Annotated in this window: 24 protein-coding genes and 2 pseudogenes; 12 read left to right on the top strand and 14 right to left on the bottom strand. The window is 72.0% G+C overall.

The features are described 5' to 3' along the window. Positions 1–23: 23 nt before the first annotated feature. The 3 genes from ACFVGS_RS17870 to ACFVGS_RS17860 all read right to left on the bottom strand — a co-directional run bounded on the left by ACFVGS_RS17870 (position 24) and on the right by ACFVGS_RS17860 (position 3,494). Entirely contained in the window at positions 24–2,399 is a 2,376-nt protein-coding gene (locus ACFVGS_RS17870; protein WP_385692992.1) for a molybdopterin cofactor-binding domain-containing protein, read from the bottom strand. Positions 2,400–2,751: 352 nt separating this feature from the next. Next, positions 2,752–3,207: a glutaredoxin domain-containing protein gene (locus ACFVGS_RS17865; RefSeq protein WP_385692991.1), complete on the bottom strand. Its 456-nt coding sequence runs from the start codon at positions 3,205–3,207 to the stop codon at positions 2,752–2,754. Positions 3,208–3,218: 11 nt separating this feature from the next. After that, a complete protein-coding gene (locus tag ACFVGS_RS17860; protein ID WP_384419352.1) occupies positions 3,219–3,494 on the bottom strand; it encodes a hypothetical protein in 276 nt (91 codons plus the stop codon). Positions 3,495–3,724: 230 nt separating this feature from the next. Between ACFVGS_RS17860 and ACFVGS_RS17855 the strand changes: the two genes are divergently transcribed. From ACFVGS_RS17855 to ACFVGS_RS17845, 3 genes are all read left to right on the top strand, one after another. Further along, a complete protein-coding gene (locus tag ACFVGS_RS17855; RefSeq protein ID WP_385692990.1) occupies positions 3,725–4,519 on the top strand; it encodes a type 1 glutamine amidotransferase in 795 nt (264 codons plus the stop codon). Positions 4,520–4,638: 119 nt separating this feature from the next. Further along, complete coding sequence (locus ACFVGS_RS17850; RefSeq protein WP_384419357.1) at positions 4,639–5,082, top strand: OsmC family protein; 444 nt, start codon at positions 4,639–4,641, stop codon at positions 5,080–5,082. A 222-nt stretch (positions 5,083–5,304) separates the two neighbouring features. After that, positions 5,305–5,784, top strand: coding sequence for a hypothetical protein (locus ACFVGS_RS17845; RefSeq protein WP_385692989.1), 480 nt, complete (start codon positions 5,305–5,307; stop codon positions 5,782–5,784). A 236-nt stretch (positions 5,785–6,020) separates the two neighbouring features. Here the strand turns inward: ACFVGS_RS17845 and ACFVGS_RS17840 are convergent, their stop codons facing one another. Further along, positions 6,021–6,716: an RraA family protein gene (locus ACFVGS_RS17840; protein ID WP_385692988.1), complete on the bottom strand. Its 696-nt coding sequence runs from the start codon at positions 6,714–6,716 to the stop codon at positions 6,021–6,023. Between the two features lie 121 nt (positions 6,717–6,837). On the opposite strand from ACFVGS_RS17840, the gene ACFVGS_RS17835 reads away from it, so the two are divergent. Both ACFVGS_RS17835 and ACFVGS_RS17830 read left to right on the top strand, forming a co-directional pair. Continuing rightward, entirely contained in the window at positions 6,838–7,359 is a 522-nt protein-coding gene (locus tag ACFVGS_RS17835; protein ID WP_384419366.1) for a GNAT family N-acetyltransferase, read from the top strand. Positions 7,360–7,419: 60 nt separating this feature from the next. Beyond that, entirely contained in the window at positions 7,420–7,929 is a 510-nt protein-coding gene (locus ACFVGS_RS17830) for a hypothetical protein (RefSeq protein WP_384419370.1), read from the top strand. A 199-nt stretch (positions 7,930–8,128) separates the two neighbouring features. On the opposite strand, the gene ACFVGS_RS17825 is transcribed toward ACFVGS_RS17830, so the two are convergent. Further along, complete coding sequence (locus ACFVGS_RS17825) at positions 8,129–9,592, bottom strand: carboxylesterase/lipase family protein (RefSeq protein ID WP_384419373.1); 1,464 nt, start codon at positions 9,590–9,592, stop codon at positions 8,129–8,131. 397 nt (positions 9,593–9,989) lie between these two features. Between ACFVGS_RS17825 and ACFVGS_RS17820 the strand changes: the two genes are divergently transcribed. Continuing rightward, positions 9,990–10,358: a hypothetical protein gene (locus ACFVGS_RS17820; protein ID WP_384419376.1), complete on the top strand. Its 369-nt coding sequence runs from the start codon at positions 9,990–9,992 to the stop codon at positions 10,356–10,358. Here ACFVGS_RS17820 and ACFVGS_RS17815 read toward each other — a convergent pair. The 3 genes and pseudogenes from ACFVGS_RS17815 to ACFVGS_RS17805 all read right to left on the bottom strand — a co-directional run. Then, positions 10,340–10,870, bottom strand: a complete 531-nt coding sequence (locus tag ACFVGS_RS17815) for a GNAT family N-acetyltransferase (RefSeq protein ID WP_385692987.1) — start codon at positions 10,868–10,870, stop codon at positions 10,340–10,342. The two genes, ACFVGS_RS17820 and ACFVGS_RS17815, sit on opposite strands and share 19 nt — an antisense overlap. A gap of 64 nt (positions 10,871–10,934) precedes the next feature. Next, a complete protein-coding gene (locus ACFVGS_RS17810) occupies positions 10,935–11,441 on the bottom strand; it encodes a DinB family protein (protein ID WP_385692986.1) in 507 nt (168 codons plus the stop codon). Between the two features lie 173 nt (positions 11,442–11,614). Beyond that, positions 11,615–12,811, bottom strand: a pseudogene (locus ACFVGS_RS17805) (ROK family protein); the annotation flags it as partial. 372 nt (positions 12,812–13,183) lie between these two features. Here ACFVGS_RS17805 and ACFVGS_RS17800 point away from each other — a divergent pair. After that, positions 13,184–13,657, top strand: coding sequence for a hypothetical protein (locus ACFVGS_RS17800; protein ID WP_385692985.1), 474 nt, complete (start codon positions 13,184–13,186; stop codon positions 13,655–13,657). 56 nt (positions 13,658–13,713) lie between these two features. Further along, a complete protein-coding gene (locus ACFVGS_RS17795) occupies positions 13,714–14,085 on the top strand; it encodes a hypothetical protein (protein ID WP_385692984.1) in 372 nt (123 codons plus the stop codon). Positions 14,086–14,098: 13 nt separating this feature from the next. On the opposite strand, the pseudogene ACFVGS_RS17790 reads toward ACFVGS_RS17795, so the two are convergent. From ACFVGS_RS17790 to ACFVGS_RS17770, 5 genes and pseudogenes are all read right to left on the bottom strand, one after another. After that, a pseudogene (locus tag ACFVGS_RS17790) lies at positions 14,099–14,943 on the bottom strand (IS5 family transposase). A gap of 163 nt (positions 14,944–15,106) precedes the next feature. After that, positions 15,107–15,406, bottom strand: coding sequence for a transposase (locus tag ACFVGS_RS17785; protein ID WP_385692983.1), 300 nt, complete (start codon positions 15,404–15,406; stop codon positions 15,107–15,109). Further along, the gene (locus ACFVGS_RS17780) at positions 15,390–15,950 is read right to left on the bottom strand and encodes an IS5 family transposase (protein WP_385692982.1); all 561 of its coding nucleotides are present in this window, start codon (positions 15,948–15,950) and stop codon (positions 15,390–15,392) included. The genes ACFVGS_RS17785 and ACFVGS_RS17780 overlap by 17 nt, the downstream gene beginning before the upstream one ends. A 42-nt stretch (positions 15,951–15,992) precedes the next feature. Further along, on the bottom strand, positions 15,993–16,187 hold the full coding sequence (locus ACFVGS_RS17775) for a hypothetical protein (protein ID WP_384419391.1): 195 nt from the start codon (positions 16,185–16,187) through the stop codon (positions 15,993–15,995). 54 nt (positions 16,188–16,241) lie between these two features. Then, positions 16,242–16,991 (bottom strand): class I SAM-dependent methyltransferase, encoded by a 750-nt coding sequence (locus tag ACFVGS_RS17770; RefSeq protein ID WP_385692981.1) that lies wholly within the window; start codon positions 16,989–16,991, stop codon positions 16,242–16,244. Positions 16,992–17,122: 131 nt separating this feature from the next. Between ACFVGS_RS17770 and ACFVGS_RS17765 the strand changes: the two genes are divergently transcribed. Continuing rightward, the gene (locus ACFVGS_RS17765) at positions 17,123–18,538 is read left to right on the top strand and encodes a sulfatase-like hydrolase/transferase (RefSeq protein ID WP_385692980.1); all 1,416 of its coding nucleotides are present in this window, start codon (positions 17,123–17,125) and stop codon (positions 18,536–18,538) included. Between the two features lie 15 nt (positions 18,539–18,553). Here the strand turns inward: ACFVGS_RS17765 and ACFVGS_RS17760 are convergent, their stop codons facing one another. Further along, positions 18,554–18,925 carry a cupin domain-containing protein gene (locus ACFVGS_RS17760; protein ID WP_385692979.1) on the bottom strand — a complete coding sequence of 124 codons (372 nt, stop codon included), beginning with the start codon at positions 18,923–18,925 and terminating at the stop codon, positions 18,554–18,556. Between the two features lie 375 nt (positions 18,926–19,300). Between ACFVGS_RS17760 and ACFVGS_RS17755 the strand changes: the two genes are divergently transcribed. The 3 genes from ACFVGS_RS17755 (at position 19,301) to ACFVGS_RS17745 (ending at position 21,880) form a co-directional block, all read left to right on the top strand. Continuing rightward, the gene (locus tag ACFVGS_RS17755) at positions 19,301–19,684 is read left to right on the top strand and encodes a VOC family protein (RefSeq protein WP_384419403.1); all 384 of its coding nucleotides are present in this window, start codon (positions 19,301–19,303) and stop codon (positions 19,682–19,684) included. Between the two features lie 311 nt (positions 19,685–19,995). Next, the gene (locus ACFVGS_RS17750) at positions 19,996–20,337 is read left to right on the top strand and encodes an SPW repeat protein (RefSeq protein ID WP_384419406.1); all 342 of its coding nucleotides are present in this window, start codon (positions 19,996–19,998) and stop codon (positions 20,335–20,337) included. Between the two features lie 253 nt (positions 20,338–20,590). Then, positions 20,591–21,880: an ATP-binding protein gene (locus ACFVGS_RS17745; protein WP_384419409.1), complete on the top strand. Its 1,290-nt coding sequence runs from the start codon at positions 20,591–20,593 to the stop codon at positions 21,878–21,880. Positions 21,881–22,003: the final 123 nt, after the last annotated feature.

Below are 22,003 nucleotides of genomic sequence, written 5' to 3'. Positions count from 1 at the left end.
TCGCGCGCGCGGCCCGCGGCGGTTCAGAGGGCGCGGTCGCGGCCGTCGGTGGGGGCGGCGGGGATCGGGGGCACGGTGGGCAGCGGGGTGAAGGGCAGCGGCGCCGTGTGGTTGACGGGGAATGTGGTCGGCATGGTGCCGGTGGCCCGGCCGTAGGCGCAGGCGACGGCGGCCGCGGCGGCGGCGACGGCCAGCTCGCCGGCCCCGCCCGGCTTGTCACCGGTCGACGGCATGACGACGATCTCCAGCTCCGGCGGGGTGTTCCACTGCCGGGTGTAGAAGTAGTTGTCCCAGCTGCTCTCCAGGAAGTGGCCGTCCTTGAGGTGGAGGCCGGAGGTGAGGGTGAGGGCGATGCCGTCGCTGATGCCGCCCATCATCTGGGCCTCCAGGCCGCGCGGGTTGACGGCGAGGCCGACGTCGACGGCGCAGACGACCTTGGTGACGCGCGGGCCGGTGTAGGCGTCGGGCACCTTGCGTCCCGTGGTCGCGGGCCGGCAGTCGATCTCGGCGAGGACGGCGACGACGGAGTGGTACTCGGGGTGGATGGCGATGCCCTGGGCGGTGCCGGGCTCCATCTGCCTGCCCCAGTGCCCGAGTTCGGCGACCTTGTCCAGGACGGCGCGGGTCCGCCCGTCCTTGAGGAAGCGGCGGCGGAAGGCGAGCGGGTCCAGTCCCATCCGCGCGGCGAGGGCGTCGACGACGAGCTCCTGGGCGGTGCGCACGTTGGGCGAGTAGATGTTGCGCATGGAGCCCGTGTTGAAGCCGTGGTCGACCTCGCTGAGCAGTTGCGTGGTCACCCCGAAGTGGTAGGGGCTGGACTGGGTCAGCTGGAACATCGTCTCGGAGAACGTGAGGTTCGCGACCGGCAGCTTCGCCGCCTCGGAGGTGATGATCTCGCCCACGCCGTGGCCGAAGTCGGTGGCGACGGAGGTGTGCCGCTGCTCGTACGTGAGGACCTCGCCGAGCGCGTAGGTGGCGCGGACCCGTGAGGTCGACATCGGGTGCGTACGCCCCTGCCGGAAGTCGTCGGTGCGGTGCCACATGAGCCGTACGGGCTTCCCCATGGCCTTCGAGATCTCGGCGGCCTCGCTGGCGGCGTCGTGGAAGAGCTTGCGGCCGAAGGAACCGCCGCCCTCCGTGACATGGACCTTCACGGCGCTCACCGGCAGGCCGAGCTGGAGGGCGATCTTCTCCTGCGCGACGATCGGCGACTTGAGGCTGGCCCAGATCTCGGCGGAGCCGGGGCGCACGTCGGCGACGGCGCAGTTGGTCTCCAGGGCGCCGTTGCTGGCGAAGTGGAAGGTGAAGCGGACGTCGACCGCCTTGGTGAGCAGGTCGAGCGGCGGTACGACGAGGGGCAGTTCGGCCCGGCGCAGCTTCTCCAGGACGGTCGCGTCGGACGCCCCTTCCGCCGTGCCGGGGCCCCAGGTGACCTTGAGGGCACGGATCGCGTCGATGCACTGGCCGAAGGTACGGCCGCGGACGGCGACTCCCGTGGAGACGGTGGCGACGTCGGTGATGCCGGGCATGGCCGCGACCTCGGCCAGGTTGTCGACGGAGCGCACGGTGCCGTTGATCGTCGGCGGGCGGCAGACCATGGTCGGCAGCGCGTCGGGGACCCGGACGTCCATGGCGAAGGTCTTGCGGCCGGTGACGGCGGCGAGGGCGTCGAGGCGCCGCTGGGAGGTGCCGATCACGGTGAAGTCGTCGGGATTCTTGAGGGTGACGGCTACCTGGCTGTTCGTCAGGGCAGCTGCCTTGACCGCGAGTTCGCCGTAGGTCAGACGGACCCCGGCGGCGGAGGTGATGACGCCGGCCTTGGCCGTGAGGGTGGAGACGGCCTCGCCGAGTTCGAGGGCGGCGGCGCGCAGCAGCCGGTCGCGGGCGACGGCGGCGGCGACCCGGATCGGGGTGAAGGTGGACACGGTGGTGTTGGAGCCGCCGGTGAGCTGATTGAAGAGCAGTTCGGGCCGGGCGTCCGCGAGGGTGACCCTGACCCGCTCGACGGGCAGGTCGAGCTCCTCGGCGACGATCATCGCGGTGGAGGTCGTGATGCCCTGGCCGACCTCGGCGCGGGGCAGCGCGAAGTGGGCGGTGCCGTCCGGGTCGAGACGGATGGTGATGAGGTTCGCCGTCGGCAGGGCGGCGGCGGTGAGCAGGTCGTTGAGGTCGAGGATCTCGGCCGGCCCCGGGAGCGACGGCACGACGGCGGGCACGGCGGCCGGGGCGGCGGCCGCCGCGGGGGTGGCCGCGAGGGCGTCCGCGCCGATCCGGGCGGCGACCGTGAGGGTCGGCGCGGCCAGTACGTACCCGAGGAACCGCCGGCGGCCCAGGGCCCGCCCGCCGCGCGGCGGCTCGGCTTCCTGTTCGGGTTGGGATGCGCGGTCCTGCGCTGCCATGAGGGGTGCCCTTTCGACGTCGGCGGGGGGCGTGGATGCGCCGAGCCGATCATCACCCGTTCGGCCCTGCCGCGGGGCGGGAACCGCGCAGCTTTCACTGCTGGCTCTTGAGGCCCTCACGTGAGGAGGAGGGGCCGGATGGGGGCGAGGTCGGAGGGCTGGGCTGGGTTGGGTGGACTGGGGTGGCCAGCTGGTTTGGGGGGCTGGGTCGGGAGCTGCGTTGGGGGGCTGGGTTGGAGGGTTGGGTCGGGGGCTGGGTTGAGGGGCGGGGTCGGAGGGCTCGGGGAGACGAGGCCGCCCGCCAGGGGTGGGGACGTCAACGGGACGAGGAACGAGGGCACACGAGCGGAGGTCAGCGGGCTCGGGAGCGGGAGGAGGACGGCGGCAGCTGCCCGCGCACCCACTCGACGTCGGGATTGGTGTGCGGCCGGCCGGCCACGAAGACGGTCGGAACCGTCTCATTCCCGTCGTTGGCCGCCCTCACCTCCGCCGCCCCCTCCGGATCCCGCCAGATGTCGACCCAGTGCACGCGGCGGGCGTCCCGGCCGAGCCGTACGCGAAGGCTCATGCAGAACGGGCAGCCCGCGCGCCAGTAGACGACCGGCCGCCCGTCCTCCGCACTGCGGCGCATCGCTTCCGACGCGGTGATCGACCGCGGGAAGAGCAGAGGTGAGTTCACGCCCGCGAGCCCCAGGAATCCCACGAGGAGCACGGCGGCGGGCACGGGGCTGCCCTTGGCGACCATCCCGACGGCGACCAGTACGCCACAGAGCCCCAACAGAATCGGCAGAAGCCAAGCACGCGTCATGAACATGCAGGCTATCGCTCGCGCAGCGCGGAGTGGGCGAGGACCCCGCGGGCCGTCGCGACGGCCCGGCCGCGAGAGGCCCGCAACTGCGCGCGGGAGAGCCGGGCACGCTGGCCGCCGCCGGCGATCAGCGCGTTGACGGAGACCATCGGGTCCCCGCCCGCCGTACGGGCCAGCAGCGCACCGACCACGACGGGCAACAGCGCCACGGCGAGCGCCGAGCCGGTGGCGGTGGCCGTGGCCGTGACGTTGCGGAGGGGGCGGGGGCGCGGGGCGTCGTCGGTCATGACGACAGTCCACCAGCGGGGCGGGGGCGCGGGCATCGGGCGCGGTACTCAACTGCCGGGGCACACGTCGGCGAGTCCGGCGACCGGGTACTCAGTCCGCAAGGGAGTCCGTACTCACATACCGCGGCAAGTCCTGGAACCGCCCGCGCCGAAACGATTCCTCAGCAACCCTGGAGACCTACCACGGGCATCGACGAACGACGGTCGACGATCACGGAGGCGCAACGACTGTGACCGACACTTCCACGGACTCCTGCCGCCCTGGCCGAACCGGCCGCCCCGTCCTGGTGGTCCAGCACGAGGACGGTGCCGGGCCCGGGCTCGTCGGCGAGCGGCTGCGCGCGGCCGGGCTGGACGTGCGGGTCGTCCACCCGTGGCGGAGCGAGGCGCTGCCCGCGTCCCTGGACGGCTGGGCGGGGCTGCTCGTCCTCGGTGGTTCGGTCAACTGCGAGGACGACACCGCCGCGCCCTGGCTGCCGCAGGTCCGGTCGCTGGTCCGGGCGGCGGTGGAGGGCGGGACCCGGGTTCCGGTGCTGGGCATCTGCCTGGGCGCGCAGATCATGGCCCACGCTCTCGGCGGCCGGGTCGTGCGCCGTTCCCAGGGCCCGGAGCTCGGCGCCGTACCGCTGCGCCGGCTGCCCGCCGCCGACGGGGACCCGGTCCTCGGCGGCGTGCCGGAGGGCGCGCCCGCCGCCCAGTGGCACTGGGACGAGATCGGCGAACTCCCGCCCGGAGCGGTGCCGTTGCTGACCGGTGACGACTGTGCGTACCAGGCCTTCCGTGTCGGGTCGCACGCGTGGGGCGTGCAGTTCCACCCGGAGGTGCTGGCCGACACGGTCGCGTTCTGGGCCGCCGCCGACGAGCCGCAGGTGCGGAGCGCCGGATTCGACCCGGAGGCGGCCGTGGGCTCGGTACGGGACGCGGAGCACCGGCTCCGCCAGGTGTGGGGGACGGTGGCGGAGGCGTGGGGTGCGGTCGTGCGGGACGCACGCGTGCCCGTGCCGGCTCGGCCTGGAGAAGGGTGATGGGATGGACCGACGTCACCGACGTCACCGACGTCACCGACATCTTTGACGCCTTTGGCGCCTTTGCTATCGGTGACGTCCTTGATTCGTTGTCCGCACCACCGAGGAGAGCCCGCGCCATGGCCGACGAGTACCGCATCGAGACAATCCGCACCGGTTACCGCACCTGGACCGCCCGGAACGACCGTGGCGCGGAGGTACGGATCGCCGCCGCCGACGACGCGGACGCGCAGCCGTCGTTCACGCCCGTCGAACTGCTCCTGGCGGCGATGGGAGGCTGCGGCGGCCTGGTGATCGACCGCACGGCGCGGGCGGTCGACCACGACGACCTGAGGATCGTGGTGGAGGGCGTGTCCGGTCCGGAGGACGACGGCAGGATCGGGCGGATCCGGGTGAGCTACGAGTTCGAGCTGCCGGACAACAACCCGCGGGCGGAGGACGTGTTCGCCCGGGGTGTGCGCCTCACGCACGAGAAGTACTGCACGGTGAGCCGGACCGTCGAGCACGGCGCGGAGGTCGAGGCCGTACTCCCGGACGGAACCACGGGCTTCCGGGCCGGCTGAGGCGACGCCACCCGCACCGGGAGGCTGCGCGAGTCCGCCGACCGTGCCGACGAGCGTGCCCCCTCCCCCTCGTCATGCCCCGCACGGCATGACGCCATAGCGATATTCGTCTTGGACGTGGTGATCCAGACCGCCATAACGTCGAAGGCGTCGCGCAGAGCAGTCCAAGTGCGCAACGCCGCAAGGCAGTTCCGAGGCAGTTCCATCGCGAGGGGATTCATCATGCTGATCAAGAGGTTCGTCGCCGTCTCCCTGGCCGCCGCCACCCTCGGCGTCCTCGCCGTAGGCAGTGCCGGTGCCGCCGACACGGCGGCGGCACCGAAGAAGCGCGTCGAGGTCCTCGAGCTCAAGGTCGAGAACCTGCAGTACGAGTCGATCGACCTCGGCGCGGCAGGGCCGAGCCAGGGCGACATGAACGCCTTCTCGGGCACCACGTCGAAGGACGGCCGCGTGGTCGGACTCGGGGGCGGTACGTGCGAGGTCGTCCGCGTCGAAGGCGACAGGCAGACGTCGCAGTGCGTGATCACGGCTCGGCTCGAGAAGGGCTCCCTGACCATGCAGGCCCTCTGGGACAGGGGAGCGCCGGAGCTCGAGATGGCCATCACCGGTGGCACCGGCGTCTACAAGGGCGCGAGCGGCACCGCCTACTACTGGGACATCGCCACCCCCGACGAGCGCATCCGCGCCGAGATCGTCCGCTGACGCGACCCGCACCCCGGGCGCACGAGAAAGGGCACGGCCACCCGGCCGTGCCCTTTCTCGCGTTCCCGGGGAACTGATCGGGCAAGCCACTCCCAGGGCTCGTCCGGCCGATCACAACGCGCGCCGCGCCCGGCCCGTACGGGCACCGGCCCCCGCGCCCGAACCCACACCCGCACCCTCACCCGCACGGCACGGCCCCCGAACCCGCACCCGCACCCGCACCCGCGCCCGCGGACTCATTCCTCGATGGCGCCGCCGATCCGCCGCAGGTGCCGGCGGAAGCTGTAGGAGGGGTCCTGCGCGCGCAGCTCCAGGTACTCGGCGAAGCGGGTCTGGTCGCGGAGGGTCTCCCCCGCCCTGATGCGCCGGGCCTGGTTCCGCTCGGTGCGGAAAATACCCTCGGCGGTGTCGAGCACGGCCTCGACCCGGTCGGCCGCCACGAAGACGACGCCGTCGTCGTCCGCGAACACCACGTCCTCCGCGCCCACCGTGTGCTCTCCGAAACGGGCGCTCCGCAGGGCCTCCGGACCGCGCGGGTCGAGCCGTACCGGCCCGGGGGCGTGGGCGCCGTACGAGAAGACCGGGAGCCCGATCTCCAGCAGATCGGGCGTGTCGCGGTGCAGCCCCCAGACGACGACGCCGGCGACGCCGGCCGCCTCCGCCTCCAGGACGGCGAGATCGCCGATGCAGGCCTCGTCCGTGCGTCCCCCGTTGTCGACGACCAGCACGTCGCCGGGCGCGCCGTGGGTGGTGAAGGCCTCGAGGAACACGTCGACGCTGCCGTAGTGCCGTGCGGGCAGCGCGCGCCCGGCGAGCCGTCGCCCGGGCAGCACGGGCACGATTCCGGCGGGCGCGACCCGCAGCGGCACGCCGAGCCGTACGCAGGCGTCGGCGACCAGCGGCGTGGACAGCTCGGCGAACCGCTTGAGCATGGCTTCTCCCATCGTCGAAGTCGGGCGGCGGTCCGGATGCTATCCGTCACGCGGCGCCGGGAAAGGGCCAATGGGAGGCAGTTGGCCCGGCTCCACGCGTTCGTGATGGAATCCCGGGGTGATGGCGGAAGAGACCTTGTGCGGCGTCCGGCGGCGGACCGACGAAGACCTCGAGGCGTGCGTACGGGCTCTCGCGGACGTCCACCGACACGACGGTTACCCGCTGAACTGGCCTGCCCGTCCTGCCGACTGGCTGCGCGGCGACCCCGTGCTCGGCGCATGGGTCGGCGTACGGGACGGCCGCCCGGTCGCCCACGTCACCCTGTCACCCGCCGCCGGCGACGATCTCGCGCCGATCGCCTGGAGCGAGCGGACGGGCGCGGCCCTTGAGACGACCGCCGTCCTCGGCAGGCTCTTCGTCGCCCCGCAGGCCAGGGGCCACGGCCTCGGCGCCCGCCTGATCGCGGAGGCCACCACCGAAGCCCGCCGCCGCGCCCTGCACCCCGTCCTCGACGTCGTCGCCTCGGACACGTCCGCCATCGCCCTGTACGAGCGCCTGGGCTGGCACCGCCTGACCACGGCCCACCAGCAGTGGAGCCCGACGCAGACGGTCACCGTCCACTGCTACGCGGCACCCGTGTGACGCGCCGGCGGCAAGGTCCCGGCGCATGCCGGCGTGAGGAGGCTCTGCCAGGATGACGACATGTTCGATTTCGGCATCGCGGGCTACCAGCCGATCTGGCTGAACCGCCGCAGTGACATCGCGCGGGAGCATGCGCATCGCCTGCGCGGTCTCGTCGGCCGGACTCTGACACGGGTCTGGATGGTCTGGGACCTCCAGGCTGACGAGTGGTTCCGTGACTGCCCGGTCCTCTTCGACTTCGAGGGCGAGCAGGTCGAGATCAATCACCACAAGCTCGACGATCTTTCCGTCACCTGGAACACGATCGACCCCGGTCGCCCGGTTCAGTGGGCCGGCTTCGACCTGCGGTGGCGCGCCGATCCTCTGTCCGAACTGCACGCCCTTCAAGGCCAGGCCCTCACAGGAGTGGAACTGCTCGAGTGGACAGGCAGGGACCTGGCGCAGGGCAACGTCGACGTCAGCCTCGTCTTCACGACGGGCCGGGCCACCGTCTTCAACGCCCTCGACGAGAACGGTCTCCGCTTCACCCCACCTGGCCCCCATCAGAGGACCCACCCGCTCCTCCACTGATGCCACCGCCGGTTCGCCTCCTTGCCTCCTTGCATCCGTCGGCACCGTCGACGCCGTCGACGCCGTCGACGCCGTCTGCAGTCTCAAGGACCGCCGACGTCCGCGCCGCGCGCCCACGTGACCTCGGCACGGACCATCGGAAGCCCCCAGAGCTCCACGCCTCCCGTGACCAGGTCGGCGAGGAACTGAACCATTGCCTTCACGCAAGCCAGATCCGGCGGACCGCGCGCAAGGGGTCCTTCTCCGCGTGCGGGCTTTCGTCCCAGATCTTCGTCGCGCGGGTGGCCGCCGTGTACGCGGGCCAGTCCGGGCCCGGGTTCTGGTCGGTGACGAAGGCGACCCAGGCCTGGTGCATGGCATCGGCCAGGGGCCGGGGCGGGGTCGGGCCGGCCGCGGCCTCGACGCCGGGTGCTTCCAGGAGGTCGAAGGCGAAGGGCAGGTCCAGGCAGTGGTAGGCCTGGCCGTTGACGGGTGACGGCCACTCGAACTGGTAGAGCCAGGTGGGCCGTTCGCGCTCCGCCCGGGCGTCGGCGACGGCCAGGGACGGGGCGCGGAACGTGACGTCGGTGAGGGCCTGGCCGAAGTGACCGGCGGGGTCGGTCTCCGCGTACGTCTCCGCGAACGCCGCGGCCCGCTCCCCGCTGAGGCCGAGACCGCCGAGCAGCACCGGGAGCGGCGGGCCGTCCGGGCCGGGCGCGGGGATCATGTTGAACTCGTGTGCGGTGAAGCCCAGCATCAGCGGTACGTCGGCGCCCGCGTCGCCCGTCGTCAGCGCGTCCAGGACCGGCTCGGGGACGAGATCGCCGTCGGCGAAGGGCGCGAGGGACAGCATCGGCGGCAGTCCCTCCCTGTCCGGGCCGGGCTCCCCGAGCCGGTCCTGGAGGTCGAGGAGCTCGTCGTCGCTCAGGTCCTGGAGCGCGGCGGCCGTGGCGGGCCGGCCGGTACGGGAGGTGAAGAGGCGCGAGACGGCCCGAGGAACCTCCGGCCCGTCCGGCCTCATCACGGCACCGGAGACCGAGAGCGCGCCGCGGAACAGGCCCCGCGCCGACGGCACGGCGAGCAGCGTCTGGACGGCGCCGCCGCCGGCGGACTGGCCGGCGACGGTCACCTTGGCGGGATCCCCGCCGAAGCGCGCGATGTTGTCCCGCACCCATTCCAGGGCCGCGATCCAGTCCCGCACGCCCCGGTTGTCGGGCGCGTCATCCAGGTGCAGGAAGCCCTCGATGCCGAGCCGGTAGCCGAGCGACACGAGCACGACGCCGTCGCGGTTGAACGCGGCGCCGTCGTACCAGGGGCTCGCGGCCGAGCCCGCGACGTAACCGCCGCCGTGGATCCAGACGAGCACCGGGAGCCCGGCCTCCGGGTCGGCAGCGGGGGTGAAGACGTTCAGGTTGAGCACGCCCGCGCCGGGGATCGACGGCTCAGGAATGGTGGTCACCTCGGCGAAGGGCCGGCGCTGCGCGGTCGGCCCGTACGCGGTGGCGTCCAGCGGCTCGGTCCACGGCTCCGGCGGCTCGGGGGCGGCGAAGCGCAGCGGGCCGACGGGCGGCTTGGCGTACGGGATGCCGAGGAAGCGACAGCTTCCGTCCCGCCGCCGCTCGCCGCGGACGGGACCGCGGGTCGTGGTCACGAGGGGGGCGTCCAAGGGAGTCTCCAGGGACATGGTGCGCCTTCCTGGCCGGGCCGGTGCGGCGGCCGCGTTCTCGGTGCTGTGAACAAGGGTGACACGAGGAATTTACACGTGTCACCGGCGGTGGCAAAGGTCCTCCGTCACATGGCTGGGGTGGGACCCGCGCCGCTGCGGGCCGGGGGGCGGGGGCTGAGGGCCCGCGGTCGGGGGCCGGGGGGCGCGGGCCAGGGGCCGGAGGCCGGGCGCCGGGCGCCGGCAGGCGGGGGTCGGAGGCCGGGGGCCGGGGGCCGGGGGTCGGAGGCCGGGGCCGGGGGCCGAGGCTCGGGGCTCGACGTCCGCTTCGGCGTCCGGTTCGGCGCGACGGGTGTGAACGACCGGCGGGGTGAGACGGTTCTGCGCGAGCCGTCCCGGGAAAGGAGGCGGTGTGAACGTGAGTCTCAATGCCGCCGTCGGCGCCCTGATCGTCATCACCGGCGCCGCTCTCATCGTGGCCGGCGCCCTCTGCAAGGGACGCGCGGTGCGCCCTCTCGCGCCGCGGCGTGCGCGGGCCGTCGCCTGGCGGGCGTACACGCGGGCGCTCACGCGCTCGGCCGAGCTGGCGATCGCCTCCGCGAGGTTCGCGGCGGGTCGGGGTCAGCCGGCGATCGTGACGGTCGAGGACGTCGTACGGCTCGCGGACGAGCGTTTCGGCTACGAGGAGGTCGTCCGCGAGGACGCCGCCGCCGCCCTCCGGCACGCGTACGAGCGCGCCGGCTGCACGGCGGACTGCGTCACGGACGCCTACAGCTCGATCCAGTAGCGCCGCTTGGTGCCGACTTCGGTCTCGCGGACGTCCTCGAGGACTCCCCCGTTGCGCTCGATCGTGCGGGCGGAGGCGATGTTGGTGTCGTCGCAGGTGAGCAGCGCCCGGGTCAGTCCGATCGCACGGGCCTCCGGCAGCACCGCGCCCAGCGCCCAGGTGGCGATGCCGCGGCGGCGGGCGGAAGGACGGACGTTGTAGCCGATGTGTCCGCCGGCACGCAGGAGGAAGTCGTTGAGCTCGTGCCGTACGTCGATCGCACCGAGGAACGTGTCGCCTTCGACGATCCAGAAGTGCGTCGCGTGCACCCGCCCCGCGGGCGCGGGCCGGCTCCGATCGCCCTGCGCGCGCAGCCGCCCGACCCAGGCCGCGAAGCCCTCGGGGCGCGTGAGCTCGTCCGCGGAGGCGAGCCAGACTCCGCCGCCGTCCTGCGGCTCACCCGGACTCCGCTCGGCGTCGGCGGCCAGCCACGAAGCGTGCAGTTGGGCGGTCGGAGCGATCAACTCGGGCATGCCGCGACGATAACAGCCGGGTCGTCCCGGACTTCTGTCGCAGCACTGCGGCATCCTTGGCGCGCTACTCCCCCGTCGTGCCGTCGATGCGCTCCCGCAGCAGGTCGGCATGACCGTTGTGGCGTGCGTACTCCTCGATCATGTGGGCGAGGACGTAGCGGAGCGAGTACGTCTCGTCGCCGTGGCTTCCGGTGACGTCCAGGGACGGGGCCGCCGCCACGATCTCGCGGGCGCGGGCGCACTCCTCGTGCCACACGGCGAAGGCCTCGTCGACGTCGGCGTCGTCCACGTCGAAGTCGGCCCAGTCGGTGGAACCGGGCGGGGTCCACCGGCTGCGGGTGCGCTCGCCGTTGACGATGTTGCGGAACCAGCCGCGCTCGACCTCCGCCGCGTGCCGGACCAGGCCGAGGAGGGAGAGGCCGGAAGGGGCTGTCGCCCGGGTCCGCAGCTGCTCCGCCGTGAGGCCCGCGCACTTCATCGCCAGGGTGTCGCGCTGGAACTGCAGCATGGCGGTGAGGGTGGTGCGTTCGTCGGCGGTGCGGGGCGTCGGGATGCGGTGATCTTGACTCATGCCCCGCATCCTGCCAGCGAAGGGAGCGGCGGGCCGGGCAATTTCCGGGCGACTGGCGCGACGCCGTCCGGGCCGGCGGGTGGTGGACCCGCGTCCGGATCGACGGTTCCGGCCGGCGTCCCGCACCAAGGGGGGTGCCCCTGCTCCGGAGCGCATGTCACCGTCCGGCCTCCCTACCGCCGGTCCGCCATCTCCTCAAGGCTCTGCAGCGGGTTCCGGAAGAGCGGGTTCAGCAGGACCGTACCCGCGGCGACGGGCATGGTGGCCGGGCCGGCGTGGGGGCTGACGATGCGTTCGGGGTCGTGGCAGACGTGGGAGAGGTCGACGGCCGTGCCCTGGATCTCCTCCAGGTAGCGGGGGTCGAGGAGGCTCGCCAGCTCGGTGACCACGACCAGATCCGGGTTGAGCACGTCGAGCAGCAGCGCGACCGCGCGGCCCACCGCGCGGGCCCGTTCGCGCAGGAGCCGGTCCGCTCGCCGGTCGCCGGCCGCCGCCGCGTCCACCACCAGGAACGCGTCGGGGTCCGGCACGATGCCCCGGCGGTACGCGGTCTCGCCGAGTGCCCGGTTGGAGGCGGTCGCCGCCAGGCAGCCCGAACGGCCGCAGGCGCAGGGGACGGTGGAGTCGGGGACGGGCAGGTGCGCCACCTCCCCGGCAGCTGAACCGGGCCCCTGGTGGACGACTCCGGCGATGCCGAGGGCGGCGTCGACGACATTGCCGACGAAGAGGTGGACCAGGCTGCGGCGTGCCTCTGGGCGGCCGAAGAGGATCTCGGACTGGGCGACGGCCCGGGCGTGGTTGTCGACCCGTACGGTGGGTCCGCCGAGGCCGCGGGCGAGTTCGGCGGCGAGGGGGCGGTGGTACCAGCCGAGCGCGTCGTGCCGGACGACGCGACCGTGTTCGGGGTCGACCCAGCCGCCTAGGGCGGCGCCGATGCCGAGGAGTGGGCGGTCTCCGAGGTGTTCGTCGAGGAAGGCGCGCAGTTCGCGGGCGACGGTGGCGGGCAGGACGCGCGGGTCGGCGCCGTCGTGCTGGACGGAATGGCGCGCGACGACGCCGCCGCGCAGGTCCACGAGCCCGAGGGTGGACGCGTGAACGCCGAGGTGGACGCCGCCCGCGACGGGACCGCCGGCGGTGCCGAGGTGCAGGTCGACGGGGATCTGCGGGCGTCCGGGGCCTCCGGTCTCCGCGCGCTCGGGGAGTTCGCGCAGGAGCCCGTGCCGGAGCAGGTCGGTGGCCTGCCGCGAGACGGCGGCGGGGCTGAGGCCGGAGAGCCGGGCGATGGCGCTGCGGGCGAGCGGCCCGTGCTCGCGCACGGTCCGCAGGACGGTGGCCGCGTTGGCTTCACGCCGCCCGTCCCCGGCCGGCCGGGAACCGAGCGCGGGTGGGGAAGCGGGTTCCGAACCAGGTGTGGCAGCGGACGTTGCAGCTGATGCGGCAGCGGAACCGGATACGGGGCCAGGTGCGGCAATGGATGTGGGCACAGGAGCAGCTTCGGCAGCGGCAGCGCGTACGGGAGCAGGCTCAGGTCCTGGTCCTGGTCCTGGTCCGGGCCCGGGTCCAGGCGCCGGGTGGGAGGTGGGGCTGGGGCTGGGGCTCATCCATGCCTCGTCTCGGAAGGTTGGCACCTGTTTACCGCAAGCCACCGACAGCGCGAGCGGCGTCCGGGACGGGCGACTGCCTCGGAATCCGCATGACGTGCCGGGGCGACGACCGTAGGCTCTGCGCGGAAGGCGGGTGACGTGGAAATCACCGTGCAGTGGGTCCGGACGTCCTGGACCAAGCACTCGCGGGGCGGCGAGGCCGCCGCGCTCAGGAATGCCGTGCCGGCCGGCTTCCGCCTGCCGCCGCCGGCCCCCGACGTCGCCCACTTCGTCCACATGGCCGAGTGGAACGGGTTCACGCCGCAGGCGAGCGAGAGGCCCCTGCGGTCGGTGGATGTCGGCCTGCGGGACGAACGCGGCCGGCTGCGGGTGCAGGCATGGGTGAATCCGATGTCCGGTTTGCCTCCGCGGCGGCGCAGGCCCCCGGCGGTGCGGCTCGAGCCCGGTCAGTGGGTGCGTTGGCAGCTGAACTACCGCTTCAGCGGCGTCACGAGCGCCAGGGACTGGTCGTACTGGCTGGACACGTTCAACGTGGCGTACGGCCCCGTGGACCGTGACGCCTTCCTGTCGGAGCCGCCCACCCTCGTCGACGAGCGCGGGCCGCTGCGCTAGGCCGTTTCCTTCGGATCACCTACAACGGTCTTGTCCGGCCTGGATACGGTGATGGCATGACGACAATCCTGCGGCACCCCCGACCTGGATTCATGTGGGATTGGTGGGCAGTGGACGCTCAGGGCTTCCTCGTACAGTTCAGTGGCGGGCCTGCTCCTGAGCGTCTACTGGTGCATGTGGATCGTGTCGACGCCGCGGCTGCATGGGCTGAAGAGAACTGTCCCGCGTGGTTCAACGACGCTCCCCCTTCCCTTCACGCCTTCAACTGCAACGGCGAGCTGCCGGTCTACACCCGCAATAGCGTCCCGGACCTTCCGTTGCGACTGTCCGACGCTCCGGCAGCCATCGCCGACGTTGCAGCCCTGGTTGAACTGCACAAGGCAGTGGGAGATGCCTGGACGGTTTACCTCGACCAGGGATGGGTCTAGGCAGCCGCTGGGGTCATCTGGCTGACCAGATGAAGATGGCGGCGATGTGGAGACCGGCGAGGTAGACGGTGGCGGTCTTGTCGTAGCGGGTCGCCAGACCGCGCCACTGCTTGATCTTGTTGATGCACCGCTCGACGGTGTTCCGCTGCTTGTAAGCCTCGCGGTCGAAGGCCGGCGGACGGCCTCCGAGCCGACCCCGCCGCTTGCGGTTCGCGGCCTGGTCAGAGGGTTGGGGGATCACAGCCTGGATCCCGCGTCGGCGGAGATGAGCTCGGATGGCGCGGGACGAGTAGGCCTTGTCGGCCAGGACCGTATCCGGGGTGGTGCGGGGCCGGCCGATGGCTCGGGGCACCCGCAGGCCGGCCATGACCTGGGTGAACGCGGGCGCGTCGCCGGCCTGGCCGGGCGTCAGGACAAACGCCAGTGGTCGGCAGTTGCTGTCCGCGGCGAGGTGGATCTTCGTGGTCAGTCCGCCGCGGGACCGTCCGAGGGCATGGTCGTCCGGCTCGCCGGCTGGCGCCCCTTTTGACGGGCCCCGGCGGCGTGCTGGTGAGCCCGGACGATGGTGGAGTCGACCGAGACGATCCAGTCGAGGTCGCCTTCGGCGTCGGCCTGGGCGAGCAGGGCGGTGAAGACCTTCTCCCAGGTGCCGTCGGCGGCCCACTTCCGCAGCCGGTTGTGGGCGCCTTTCCACGAGCCGAAGCGTTCGGGCAGGTCCATCCACGGCGTACCGGTGCAGTACTTGAACGCGATCGCGTCGATCACCTGCCGGTGATCGCGCCACCGGCCACCCCGCTTCGGTGTCCGGTCCGGCAGCAACGGCTCGATCCTCGCCCACTGGGCATCAGTCAACGACACACATCAACCAACGATCAGATGATCCGAAGGAAAAGCCCTAGGCCGCTTTCTTGGATCAGGGGCGGACCGGGTCAAGACCCGGAAGAACCGGCCCAGGTCCGTCCGGCGGCTCCAGGCCGGTTCGTTGGGATCACTTGCGCCGGCCTAGGCCGTTTCGTTTGGATCACCGCGCTGACCAGAGGAAGATGCCCGCGATGTGGAGTCCGGCCAGGTAGATGGTCGCGGTCTTCTCGTAGCGAGTGGCGATGCCCCGCCACTGTTTCAAGCGGTTGATGCAGCGTTCGACGGTGTTGCGCTGCTTGTATGCCTCGCGGTCGAAGGCCGGTGGCCTGCCGCCCCGGCTGCCGCGCCGTAGCCGGTGACCGCGTTGATCGGCCGGGACGGGGATGACCACCCGGATACCGCGCTTGCGCAGGTGCTCGCGGATCGCGCGGGAGGAGTACGCCTTATCGGCCAGGACCACGTCCGGCCTGGTGCGGGGCCGTCCTCGGCGCCGGGGAACGCGCAGGCGAGCCATAGACGTGAGCGAAGGCGGGCGCGTCACCGGCCTGTCCGGCAGTGAGCACGAAGACCAGCGGCCGGCAGTGGGCATCGGAGGCCAGGTGGATCTTTGTGGTCAGTCCGCCGCGGGACCGGCCGATGGCGTGGTCTGCCGGCTCGCCGGCTGGGGCCCCTTTTTGCGGGCCCCAGCCGCGTGCTGGTGTGCCCGCACGACGGTCGAGTCGACCGAGACGATCCAGTTGAGGTCGTCGTCGGCGTCGGCCTGCGACCAGCGTGGTGAACACCCGCTCCCACGTGCCGTCGATGGCCCACATCCGCAGCCGGTTGTAGACGCCTCGCCAGTTGCCGTACGTCTCCGGGAGGTGAACCCACTGCGATCCCGTCTGGAAATTCCAGGCGATTGCATCGATCACCTCGCGATGATCCCGCCAACGGCCACCCCGCCGTGGCGTCCGATCTGGGAGTAACGGCTCGATTCGCGCCCACGGCGCGTCAGTCAACGGCACACACGAACAACGACTGCGGGGCTGGTTGGAACGACGCCGCTGTCAGACGGTCGGCCCAGTGCGGAGTCGCCGCGCGTCCCGCACGAGCGTGTACGAAGCGCTGAGGAAGATCACGGCTCCAGCCACAAGCCAGAGAACCGAGGCCCCAGAGCGGTACTCACGAACGGCAAAAACGAGCAGCATCACGCTGGCAAGAACACCGAAGGCCGAGATCAGAGCGCTGATGCGGTTAGTCACATGGACATCATCAACGATGACCTCGGCCAGCGGAAGTGATCCAAACGAACCGGCCTAGTCGTCCTCGCCCGTTCCCGCCGGTGGGACCTCGGCGACGAAGAACAGGAAGCAGGGCTTCGTCGAGAGGGTGTGGAAGTCGTCGGGGAACAGTTCGCGGGCGGCCGGGTCGGGCTGTGGCTCGCTGACTGCGGAGAGGCGGAAGCCGGCGGTGGTGAAGGCCTCGGTCATCGCGTGCAGTGACTTTCGCCAGAACGTCATCGGGGCCGTGTGGCCGTCGAGCGTCCACTCGAAGGCGTAGCTGGTGTTCGCGAAGTAGTCGGGCCGGGAGTCCTGGAAGGTGTACGCCACGAAAGGGTGGTCGACCGAGGCGATCAACCGGCCGCCGGGGCCGAGTACGCGCCGGAACTCGGCCAGCGTCGGTCCCCAGTCCTCCAGGTAGTGCAGCACCAGCGACGCGATCACGTCGTCGAACGCCCCGTCCGCGAAGGGCAGCGGCTCGCTCAGGTCGGCCACGTGCAGGGGCACGTCGTCGCCGAGCCGCCGCCTCGCCAGAGCCAGCATCCCGGCGCTGACGTCGATGCCGGTGACGGTGGCCCCGCGGTCGCGCAAGGCCGCGGAGAGCGGGCCGGCACCGCAGCCGGCGTCCAGGATCCGTCGGCCGGTCACGTCTCCGGCGAGGGCCAGCGTCGCCGGGCGCTCGTAGTACGCGTTGACGGGGCTCTTCTCGTTCTCCGCCGCGTACGCCTCGGCGAAGCCGTCGTAGTCGTTCACCTGACGGTCGGGTAGGTCGGTCGAGCGTTCCATCGTCGCAGCCTAGTTGTCCGGGTGTCCTCCCGGCGCGGCCCTCTGGCGCGGGGATTACTTCCTCTGCGAAATTAATTGCCGGACGCCGAACATCCGCTCCCCGTCCGTCTCCCCGGCCCGAAGGGATCCGCATGCCGCCGACGAACCGCCCCAGCGTGATCGTGGTCCTCACCGACCAGCAGCGGTGGGACACCACCGGTGCGCACGGCAATCCCGCAGGGGTGACGCCCGAGTTCGACCGGCTGGCCCGCGAGGGGACCCTCGTCGAGCAGGCGATCACCTCGAATCCGGTGTGCGCGCCGGCCCGTGCGGCGCTGCAGACCGGGCGCTTCCCGACGGGAGCCGGAGTGTTCCGCAACGGACTTCCGCTCGGAGCGGAAGTACCCACGCTCGCCGAGGCCTTCGCCGCCGCAGGATACGTCACCGGGTACATCGGCAAGTGGCATCTGGCGGGCGAGGAGCACCCCGACGGACCGGTCCCGCCCGAGAGGCGTGGCGGCTACGCGCGCTGGCTCGCCTCGGACCGGCTCGAGTTCACCTCGGACGCCTACCGGACGGTGCTGTACGACGAGGCGGGAGAGCCGGTACGGCTGCCCGGCTACCGTTCGGACGCCCTGTTCGACGCGGCGATCCGCTTCGTCGCCGACCACCACGAGCACCCGTTCCTGCTGTTCCTGTCCCTCCTCGAGCCGCACCACCAGAACGCCACCGACGACTACCCCGCCCCGGCCGGCTACCGCGAGCGCTTCGAGGGACGGTGGCTGCCCCCGGACCTCGCCGCGCTCAGCCCGGGTGCGGCGCAGGGCGGTGCGCACCGCCATCTCGGCGGCTATCTGGGGCAGATCAAGCGCGTCGACGAGGGCGTGGGGCGGCTTCGCGACGTTCTGCGCAGCCTGGGCATCGAGGACGGCACCGTGTTCGCGTGGACCGCCGACCACGGCTCGCACTTCCGCACCCGCAACGGCGAGTACAAGCGCTCGGCCCACGAGGCCTCGGTGCGCGTGCCGTTCGTGCTCACCGGGCCGGGCTTCCGTGGCGGCGGGCGGATCCGGCAGCCGGTGTCCACGGTGGACCTGATGCCGACGCTGCTCGACGCCGCCGGGATCGACGTGCCCGCCGGCGTGCACGGCCGCTCACTGCGCCCCCTGGTCGGCGGCGGCAGCGAACCCGACCGGCCCTTCTCGGTGTTCGTGCAGATCAGCGAGGACGTCATCGCCCGCGCGGTGCGCACGGACCGGTGGAAGTACGTGGTGACCGCGCCGGACGGCGTCGACGCCTGGTCCGAGTCCGCCGCCGACCGCTACCGGGAGAGCGAGCTGTACGACCTGGCCGCCGACCCCTACGAGTTGGAGAACCTCGTCGGCCTCACCTCGCACCGGCGGGTGGCGGACGGCCTGAGGGACGCGCTCGGCGCCTGGTTGAAGGAGGTGGAGGGTGCCTCCCCCGTCATCGAGGCCGCACCGCCACGCACGCTCGACCAGCGCTCGCCGTACTCGTTTCCGGGGGACCGGGTGCCGTGGGAGGGTGTGCGCTTCGGCCACGAGTGACCGACGGGCCCTCCGTCAGCTGCCCGCCGGCTTCGCGTAGTCGACGAAGCCCACCCAGTCCAGGGCCACGCAGGGTTCGTCGCCGACCACCCAGGCGTCGTGCCCCGGCTGGACCTCGTAGAACTCGCCCGGCGCCAGTTCGACGGAGTCACCGTCGTCCATGACGACCTTGATGCGGCCGCTCACCACGTAACCGACGTGGTGGGCCTGGCAGCTGTCGGTGCCGGCGATCGGCTTGACGTGCTCCGACCACTTCCAGCCCGGCTCGAACACGGCCCGGCCGACTGCTCCGCTGTCCGTGTTGAGCAGGTCCATCCGGCCCTTGCCACCCTCGAAGGGGCGGGTCTCGTCTGCGGAGTCGAAGCTCCTGGAAACGATTCCGGTCATCGTCGTCCGCCTCCCGGCGGTGGAGAACGCGCGGATCCCCGAGTCCACTTCCAGGCTACGCCGCAGGTCCTCGACGCACCTGGCGGTAAACCGCGTTGCCGGAGGTGATCGGCTCGGGTTACGTTGCCTGCATGACTGCCGGGTCGGCCGTGGGCCGTGATCGAGAGAGGCGCCCGGCCATGGTGTGAGCGCCGCCGGGAGGTGGGCGCGGGGTCCGCCGTGGCCGTCCGCCCCGTGACACGCGAGAGGCGTGAGCCGCGAGAGGCGCTCGATGCGCCGGACTCGCGAGCCGCGCGAGAAGCGCTCGATGCGCGAGACGCGTGCACGGGGACCGGAGGAAGCACACCAGCGCGCACTCTGCGAAAGGACCCACCTGTGACCGTCGAACTCAACCACACCGTCGTCTACGCCCGCGACAAGCGGGCCTCCGCCGAGTTCCTGGCCGAGGTGCTCGGCCTGGAGGTCGGCGCTCCCTTCGGGCCGTTCGTGCCCGTGGACACCGGCAACGGCGTCACCCTCGACTACTACGACGCGGGGGACACCGCCTTCCGGCCCAGCCACTACGCGTTCCTCGTCCCTGACGAGGAGTTCGACGCCATGATCGGGCGTCTGGAGCGCATGAAGGTCACGTACTACGCGGACCCGAGCCACAACGAGCCCGGGCAGATCAACCGCCTCTTCGGCGGTCGGGGCGCCTATTTCGACGACCCCGACGGCCACAACATGGAGATCATCACCCGGCCCTACGCCCGTCCCTGACCGGACCTGCGGCCGCCCCGCCTCCAACACCTTGTTGAATTTCCGGCGGAAACCGCCGGGAATTGGTGGTTCCGCTCATATCGTGCGGCGGTTTTCTGTGTGGATCCCATATCGGGCAGATCTACACATAAAGGCCATATAAGCGCACAATGAAACCGCGGCACGATGCCGCAAGCGCGGTCAGACGTGCAGAACGCCAGAAGGAGGCGAGTCGTATGGCCGACGTCTCTCACCGTCCCGGCGATATCAGGGGACACCCGGACGCCTCGGAAATGCGGGACCGTTACACCCGTATGCTCCAGACCCGGGGTGTGGCAGCGGTCGAGGAGCTGGTGATCCTGGCCGGCATCTGGGCCGCGGTCTCCGCGTGGACGGTCCACTTCTCCACCACGAAGCCGGAGCTCGCCATCAGCAACCTGGTCGTCGGCATCGCTCTCGCGGCCCTCGGCCTCTGCATGTCGATGGCCCCGGAGCGGTCCCAGGACCTCAACTTCGTGGTCCTGCTGCTCGGTGTGTGGCTGATCGTCTCCCCCTGGGTGGTCTCCCGGGACGCCGGAACCGGCGCGATCCTCAGCAATGTCATCACCGGTGCCTGCGTCTGCCTCTTCGCCCTCACAGCGGGCGGACTGCTCATGAGCAAGAGAAGGACGTAACCATCCGTCCGCTCCTCTCCCAGCAGAGGCCACTCGCCTAAGTCCCCGGAAGGTCCGCCTTCCGGGGACTTCCGCACGCCGGCGGATTCCCGCGCCGGCGCTTCCCGTGCGCCGTGGCCCCCGTGCGTACAGAGCCGGTACGGCGCATTTGCGGCCGCCCGCTTGTGCACGGTGGCGCAGGACCCGCCCCGGGCGCCCCGCCTAGCCTCGCCGACACGAGGCGCGACGGCACCAACGAGGGGCGGAACCACCGGTGAACTGGCTCATCCACGACTACCGCGAGAGCGATCTCGCGGCGGTCGTCCATCTCATCGACACCACGGCCGAACTGGGCCAGGAGTCGGTCTTCTCGCTCGCCGAGTGCATCGGCGCCCTGACCTCCCGCCAGCCCGCCGTCGTCGCCGTCCACCAGGGCGCGCCCATCGGCGCCGCGCTGGCCTGCGTGGCCGGCGAGCGTGCCTGGGTGATGCGCGTGGCGATCTCCTCGGCCTGGCGCGGCCGGGGCCTCGCCAGCGCGCTCCTGGTGGAACTGGAGCGACGCCTGGTGGCCGCGCGGGTCGCCCGCATCGCGTACGTACTGCCCGAGGAGGAGCTGCTCGGCGAGGGGCTGCTGAACGCGGGGTACACGCGGCAGCCCGCCGTCGCGTACTTCGAGAAGGTCGAACCGCTGCACGGTCCCGCCGCCAGTCTCCTCGACGACCTCGGCGGGCGGCTGCTGCCCGCCGACCTCTGGGCGAAGGTCGCCGGCATGGAACGGGAGAAGGACCTGATCGAACGGCGGGTCGTGCTGCCGCTCGCCGAGCCCGAGCGCGCCGCCCGGCACGGCGTACGCCCGCCGCGCGCGATCGGCCTGTTCGGGCCGCCGGGCACCGGCAAGACGACCTTCGCGCGCGCCATCGCCTCCCGGCTCGGCTGGCCGTTCGTGGAGATCCTGCCCTCCCGGCTCGCCGACGAGGGGAACCTGGCGGCGGCGCTGCGCTCGGCCTTCGCCCGGATCGCCGAGCTCGAAAGGGTCCTCGTCTTCATCGACGAGGTCGAGGAGATCGCGCCTGTACGCGCCGAGCCGGTGCAGCCGGGCGGCATGCACGGGGTGACGAACGAACTCCTCAAGCTCATCCCCGGGTTCAGGGAGCGCGACGAGCGGCTCCTGGTCTGCGCCACCAACTCCATCCGCTCCCTCGACCCGGCCTTCCTGCGCCCCGGCCGCTTCGACTACCTCATCCCCATCGGTACGCCGGACAAGGCCGCCCGGGCCGCCATCTGGTCGCGCTACACCGACGCGCGGCCGGAGGTCGACGTGGACGCGCTGGTCACCGCGAGCGAGCTGTTCACGCCCGCCGACATCGAGCACGCGGCGCGGATCGCGGCGCAGAACTCCTTCGAGCGTGACCTGGTGGCGGTCGGCGGTCGCACCGGTGAGGTGGTCACGCCCGGCGCGACCACGGTGGACTACCTGGACGCGATCGGGCAGTGCCGGCCGACCGTGACGCCGGAGCTGGTCGAGCAGTTCGAGTCCGACATCACCACCCACGCGCGGTTCTGACGCCGGGTCAGGCCAGGACGCCGGCCCGTTGCGCTGCCGGGTCGGCACACGGCGGCCGGTTCCCGATGCCGGTTCCGGTGCGGGGTCGGGGTCGGGGCGGCGTCGGAATCGGGTCGAGGTCGG

The sequence above is a fragment of the Streptomyces sp. NPDC127114 genome, assembly GCF_042677525.1.
Lineage (GTDB): Bacteria > Actinomycetota > Actinomycetes > Streptomycetales > Streptomycetaceae > Streptomyces.
This window is presented reverse-complemented; position numbering and strand designations above follow the sequence as displayed.

Coding starts and splice junctions, on each gene's coding strand:
- ACFVGS_RS17835 (WP_384419366.1), top strand. CDS start 6,838: ATGGCGGAAGAGACCTTGTGCGGCGTCCGGCGGCGGACCGACGAAGAC.
- ACFVGS_RS17850 (WP_384419357.1), top strand. CDS start 4,639: ATGGCCGACGAGTACCGCATCGAGACAATCCGCACCGGTTACCGCACC.
- ACFVGS_RS17770 (WP_385692981.1), bottom strand. CDS start 16,991: ATGGAACGCTCGACCGACCTACCCGACCGTCAGGTGAACGACTACGAC.
- ACFVGS_RS17865 (WP_385692991.1), bottom strand. CDS start 3,207: ATGACGCGTGCTTGGCTTCTGCCGATTCTGTTGGGGCTCTGTGGCGTA.
- ACFVGS_RS17815 (WP_385692987.1), bottom strand. CDS start 10,870: ATGCCCGAGTTGATCGCTCCGACCGCCCAACTGCACGCTTCGTGGCTG.
- ACFVGS_RS17810 (WP_385692986.1), bottom strand. CDS start 11,441: ATGAGTCAAGATCACCGCATCCCGACGCCCCGCACCGCCGACGAACGC.
- ACFVGS_RS17795 (WP_385692984.1), top strand. CDS start 13,714: ATGACGACAATCCTGCGGCACCCCCGACCTGGATTCATGTGGGATTGG.
- ACFVGS_RS17840 (WP_385692988.1), bottom strand. CDS start 6,716: ATGCTCAAGCGGTTCGCCGAGCTGTCCACGCCGCTGGTCGCCGACGCC.
- ACFVGS_RS17830 (WP_384419370.1), top strand. CDS start 7,420: ATGTTCGATTTCGGCATCGCGGGCTACCAGCCGATCTGGCTGAACCGC.
- ACFVGS_RS17845 (WP_385692989.1), top strand. CDS start 5,305: ATGCTGATCAAGAGGTTCGTCGCCGTCTCCCTGGCCGCCGCCACCCTC.
- ACFVGS_RS17765 (WP_385692980.1), top strand. CDS start 17,123: ATGCCGCCGACGAACCGCCCCAGCGTGATCGTGGTCCTCACCGACCAG.
- ACFVGS_RS17825 (WP_384419373.1), bottom strand. CDS start 9,592: ATGTCCCTGGAGACTCCCTTGGACGCCCCCCTCGTGACCACGACCCGC.
- ACFVGS_RS17870 (WP_385692992.1), bottom strand. CDS start 2,399: ATGGCAGCGCAGGACCGCGCATCCCAACCCGAACAGGAAGCCGAGCCG.
- ACFVGS_RS17860 (WP_384419352.1), bottom strand. CDS start 3,494: ATGACCGACGACGCCCCGCGCCCCCGCCCCCTCCGCAACGTCACGGCC.
- ACFVGS_RS17760 (WP_385692979.1), bottom strand. CDS start 18,925: ATGACCGGAATCGTTTCCAGGAGCTTCGACTCCGCAGACGAGACCCGC.